Consider the following 5,171-nt stretch of genomic DNA (forward strand, 5'->3'; position numbering starts at 1 on the left):
GTGTTTCCGAAGGGGTCTTGCCGCTAGCGCCCAACTTCCGTAGGCGTCGGCGGATTTCGCGGACAGCGGCATCCTGACCAGGCCTGCCCTCGGCCAGTTCGAGATATTCGCTACAGGCAACGATGGCCTGTTCAACCCGTCCCATGCCGTCAAGAGCGTCACAGCGTTGGAGCCATGCCAGGAGATTGCGAGGATTGCGGCTCAGGGCACGATCGATCAACTCCAGTGCTTCCGACCAGCGATTCTGGTCCAGGTAGGCTGCGGCCAGATTGACGATCTGCTGAGGGTTGTCTGGATCGACGTCGAGGGCGCGCTCGAGAAAATGCGTTCCACGCCGCAAACGCTTCTGCGCGATGTAGCCCAGACCCAGGCCCCGAAGAGCACCAACGTCGTTGGGATCCATTTCGAGCGCGCTCTTGAAAACTGAGCGTGCCTGATTCCATTGCCCCTGCTCGAAATAGCGCTCGCCCTTGATGCGTTCGAGACGCGCGACGCGGGATGTCCTCTCCCGCCACTGCCCGAGAATCGTCGGATTGCTCGTGGCACCGACCAACAACAGGAAGAAGACCAGTCCGCTCGCAAGGCCTCTAGTCCAGTGCGCGGTCGGCCTGAGCGACGATTGCGGAAAGGCATACCAGATACCGGCTATGATCAGCCCCAACGGCGCTCCCACCGCCAGCAGTGGGGGGCCTCCCAGCAAAACCCCCGTCGAGCCGAGGAGAATACTCAAGAGGAGTAGACCGACGATCCTTCGTGACCACCGGGGCCTATCCTGGCCGGCGAACAGTGCACCAGCGATTCCGACACACAGGCCCATCATCAGCGCCGCGACGAGGATCTCGACAGGAATACGAGCCAGTGCCTCGGGACCAATGATCAACGCCCAGCCCGCGGCCACGGCTCCTGCCGCAGCCAGCGAAAAGGCGGCAGCATGGGTGGCCGCCCCTGCCAGCGGCCCCTTCAATCGGAGTTGCGAGGCCCCGAGGCTCACGAGCAGAGCGACAGCCAGCCCGATGGCGACGCTGCGCCCGAGCGCCAAAGCCAGTGCCACGACAGCGATCAAGTGGGCGAGGCGGACAAAGGGTGTCATCGCTCCAGAGCGAACGAGACGGGAGCCGAACACCAGAGCCAGAATCAGCCCGACCGGAGCCAGATAATCGTAGGGCGGTATGGTCAGCGCCAGCGAGGATGGTTGCCGAATGATCCTGGCAACCACCATACCCGCCATGGCGATGGCTGCGAGGAAGAGACCGTGACTCGTAGATGATGCTGCCCGTCGATCCCGAGTCGGACCAGCCCAGCCGCTGGTCGAATCTCCAGGGGTCCGGCCCTCGACCCAGCGCCATGCCGCGACCAAGGTAGCCAGGACGGGTACGAGCCACAAGATTGCGGCGGCATCGTCGAGCGCGTCTCCGGTACCCCGAAAGACGGCACCCTCACCGCGCAGCAGATCCGCCAGAGACGTCATGGGGAAGAGCAGGCGAAAGACGCCGAGCACGATGGCGGGGAGCAAAAAGAAGAACAGGGATGCCGCATACACGCTGACCATGACGCCCAACACGCGCGTCACGCGTCTCGAACGCAGGGCAACGTATGCGGCCGCAGCCAGTACAGCGATCCCCGTCTCCAGACGAATGCCGCCTGTGGTTCCCATCAGGCTCACCCTTGGATCGAAGAAATGCACGATGATCCAGCCGATATCCGCTGGATCCACGGCCAGGTAGCCGATGGTCGGCACCTCACGCCTGTGGTGCAGCAGGAGATCGGCCAGGGGCGGTACGAGGGTCAGTAGCCACGCTAGCGCCATCAGGCGGGCGACTCGAGCTGGAGCCACCTGGGCCCAAAAAGCCAGCACCAGCACCAGAGCGAGGAAGGGGCCGACGTAGGCCAAGGGGTAGTGGACGAAGGCGGCCAGCGCATCGAAGACCGGATTGCGAGCCACGGTTATTTCCAGCAGGTTACGCACGGCAATCACGGCGGCCAGAAGCGCCGCTACAGTGCCCGGGCCCCAGGGCACTTCCTCCCATCTGGTCACCCAATCGCTCAGGCGCCGCCAGTTTCGCTCGATCACGCCGATTCTCCCCGCTGCCTACATGTACCCCAGGCCCTTGAGCGCATCGAGTTCTCTGGCACTACCGGGCGCAGCGTCGCCATCCGGGCCACGACCGACCCGGCGGCGCCACTGGTCGAGTTGCCGGCTCATCGCAGCCACGCGCTCTGTCTGCTCCGCGGACAGATCCTCGCTCTCGGCCGGATCGCGCTCGAGATTGTAGAGTTCGAACACGCGACGCCCCTCGGGCTGAGGAATCTCGATCAGCTTCCAAGGTCCATCGCGAAGAGCCCACCACCGGCCGGGCCTCCCTGGCACGGGTCGTCGAGGATTCTCTGGATGAACCAGGTGGTGATCGGTCAGGTGGACCTGAGGCCGAGGCGCGAGCCTCACCGTGCCTCCGGCGGAGAGCAAGGGCACGAGATCCGTCCCATCGGTGCCCGTGGGAAAGTCGATTTGGGCCAGGTGCGTGAGCGTCGGCGCGATGTCCTCGAGCAACACCAAACCGTCGATCCGCGTTCCCGCAGGCACCAGCCCCGGTGCCCGGAGAGCCCAGGGTACTCGGAGCGTATCGTCGTAAAGATACTCACCGTGGGCGAACCAGTAACGATGATCTCCCATGGCCTCCCCGTGGTCTGCGGCGAGCATGAGGATCGAACGGTCCAGCAGGCCTCTGCGCTCGAGTCCCTCGAGGAAGATCCCCAGGGCGCGATCGGTGTCCAGCACCTCGGCCTGGTAGGTGCGGCGAGCGTGCTCCACCTCGCGAGGCGTGAGTACCCGATCCGCAAAGAAAATGACCTGTCCTTTGGTCAACTCCGGCCCCTCCACCCGGCGAAACAGGTCGAACGCACCCTTCCACTGCGGATCCACCTCCCGCAGAGTTTCATCGGACGGCGTGTAAGGCCAATGAGGGTCGAGATAGTGAAGCCACAGAAAGAACGGTTCGGCCCCTGACAGGGAGTCGATCCAGGCCAGGGCCTCCCCCGTCAGAGCCGGCGCAGAGTTCCCCTTCCATCGCGCGGCGCTATTCGAGAAGACCTCATGCCCCTGCTCGAAGCCGAGACCCGCCCGCAAATTGACGTTGGAGACGAAGGCGCCGGTTCGATAACCCGCTGCCGCAAAGGCCTCGGCGAGGGTGGTCACCTCGGCGGGCAGGACCATCCCCAGGCCGTCAGCTCCGTGACGGAGGGGGTGGAGCCCGGTGAGGATGGTCCCCACCGACTGAGTTGTGCGGCCGAAAGGGGCCACCGCCAGGGGCGCCCAAGCGCCCTCGCGGCCGATCCTGTCCATGGCCGGGGTGGGGTGGGGGGCCAGACCCGACAGACCCACGTGGTCAGCCCTGAGCGTATCGATGGTGACGAGAATCACGGGTCTCGGAGGCCCCGACCCCTGACAGGAAGGCGCCGTGAGACCTGTCACGAGAACGCCCGCGGCGCTGGCACACTTGATGAGGAGTGAGGCTGCCATCATGGAGATTCTCCGGCTCCCAGCGATTTGCCAAGCGTGACAGGCGACTCCAGACGTCGCAACAGGTCGGGCGAGTATAATCCCGGCGTCTTGAGGGACCCCCGGGGCCAGGGTCGGCCGCCAGGAGGAGAGTTTTGGCCGCTGACAGCGATCTCCTGCGACGGGCCCGGGCCGGGGATCCCGCGGCCTTCGATACCTTGGTGGCCCGCCATGGAGGACTGGTACTTTCCGTGGCGAGGCGTGTGACGGGGCACCGCCAGGACGCCGAGGACGTGGCCCAGGAGGCCTTCCTCCGCTTTTACCGCAAGCTTGCCGATTTTGACCTGACGCGGCCGGTCGAGCCCTGGCTGGTTCAAATTACGCTGAACGTGGCGCGTTCCCACATGCGACGTACTCCGGCCCGCCGCGAACAGGCGCTGCCTGACGAGCCTCTGACGAGCAGTGACAGGGGGCCCGAGCGCAACCTCGAGGCCGCGGAAATCCAGCGCCTGTTGCTCGCTGCCGCCAGCCATCTCAGCGAGCGGGAGCGACTGGTCTTCCTGCTGCGTGACATCGAGAGCCTTCCTTCCTCTTTGATTGCTCAGGCTCTCGGCATCAGCGAGGTGACGGTACGTCGGCAGTCCTCGGAGGGGCGCCGGAAGGTTCTGGCATGGCTGCGCCTGCATCATCCCGAGGTACTTCCTGGTGGGCGGTAAAGTAGCGAAAACCGGGTTCGGGAAATAATTGCAGTCAATCCATGAACGCTTCCAGCACAGCGGGGGTAGTAGCCAGTGACCGCAGAGGCTCACGCTCACATCGGCACATCGGCATGGGCCCGGCGAAAGGGTAGCAAGGAAAGGGTAGCAAGCGATGAGGCCATTCCCTGACAACTCGCCCTCAGACGACTTCCTCGACCAGGTGATTGCCGCCGCAGGTTTCGAACCGGCCAGCGAAATGGAGGTCGTCCGTCTGCGGCGTCGGGTTCGGGACGCTGTGGGTGGCACGCACCCGCATCGAGTCGGGGGACGCTACGCCATGGCGGCGGCAGCAGCGGTTTTCGCATTTCTTACGCTCACCGGGCTGAAGTGGCAGCCTTTGACGCCTGCCTCTCTGGCTTTGTCGCTGACCGAAGACGGAGCGGTGCGCATCGCCTACGCCGATGGCCGTCCCATCGGTCGCGTGATCAAGACCCAGGCCCCCATGGCTCTTCCGGTGGATGTGGAACGGGTCGCTGGGGCGCGTGAATATCTGGACAAAAACGGACAACCGCGACCGGGAACGGTCGTCTTTTACCGAGTGGACTGAAGCGGTGCGTTCGACTGCCGCTGTAATGAATGGCTCAATAGCGAGGGTGCAATACCCGATGAACACAGTGTACGCCAGCTCTCTCCACGTACGGAAAATCCGGATTTCCGTTGACGCGGAGGCGGAGTCGACGTACCCAACACAGGCGGCCTCTGGCGGGGCCGGCGAATTTGCTTGTCGGCAAAGGCAGCCCCATCGTTTTCCGGGCGATGTGGTTGTCGGCATGGCAAATACGCTGGTCCGCGCGTGGAGAGTGCCGCTGGAAACCGCTTAGGAGGGTTTTAATGTCCAAGCACCGTACCGTCCGGGGACTGGTGGCAGGCCTGCTGGGAGTCGCACTGCTGCTCGGCGGAATGGTCGTCGCGTCGAA

Annotated in this window: 4 protein-coding genes; 2 read left to right on the forward strand and 2 right to left on the reverse strand. The window is 64.5% G+C overall.

Translation table 11 applies throughout. The features are described 5' to 3' along the window. A partial coding sequence (locus tag Q9Q40_15485; protein ID MDQ7008623.1) for a tetratricopeptide repeat protein occupies window positions 1-2,071 on the reverse strand: 2,071 nt, incomplete at its 3' end. 18 nt (window positions 2,072-2,089) lie between these two features. After that, window positions 2,090-3,418, reverse strand: a complete 1,329-nt coding sequence (locus tag Q9Q40_15490) for a sulfatase-like hydrolase/transferase (protein MDQ7008624.1) — start codon at window positions 3,416-3,418, stop codon at window positions 2,090-2,092. 233 nt (window positions 3,419-3,651) lie between these two features. Here Q9Q40_15490 and Q9Q40_15495 point away from each other — a divergent pair, with 233 nt between their 5' ends. Continuing rightward, entirely contained in the window at window positions 3,652-4,212 is a 561-nt protein-coding gene (locus Q9Q40_15495) for a sigma-70 family RNA polymerase sigma factor (GenBank protein ID MDQ7008625.1), read from the forward strand. A gap of 154 nt (window positions 4,213-4,366) precedes the next feature. Beyond that, on the forward strand, window positions 4,367-4,801 hold the full coding sequence (locus Q9Q40_15500) for a hypothetical protein (GenBank protein ID MDQ7008626.1): 435 nt from the start codon (window positions 4,367-4,369) through the stop codon (window positions 4,799-4,801). Window positions 4,802-5,171: the final 370 nt, after the last annotated feature.

It is taken from the genome of Acidobacteriota bacterium, from assembly GCA_030949985.1.
Classification (GTDB): Bacteria; Acidobacteriota; Polarisedimenticolia; order J045; family J045; genus JALTMS01.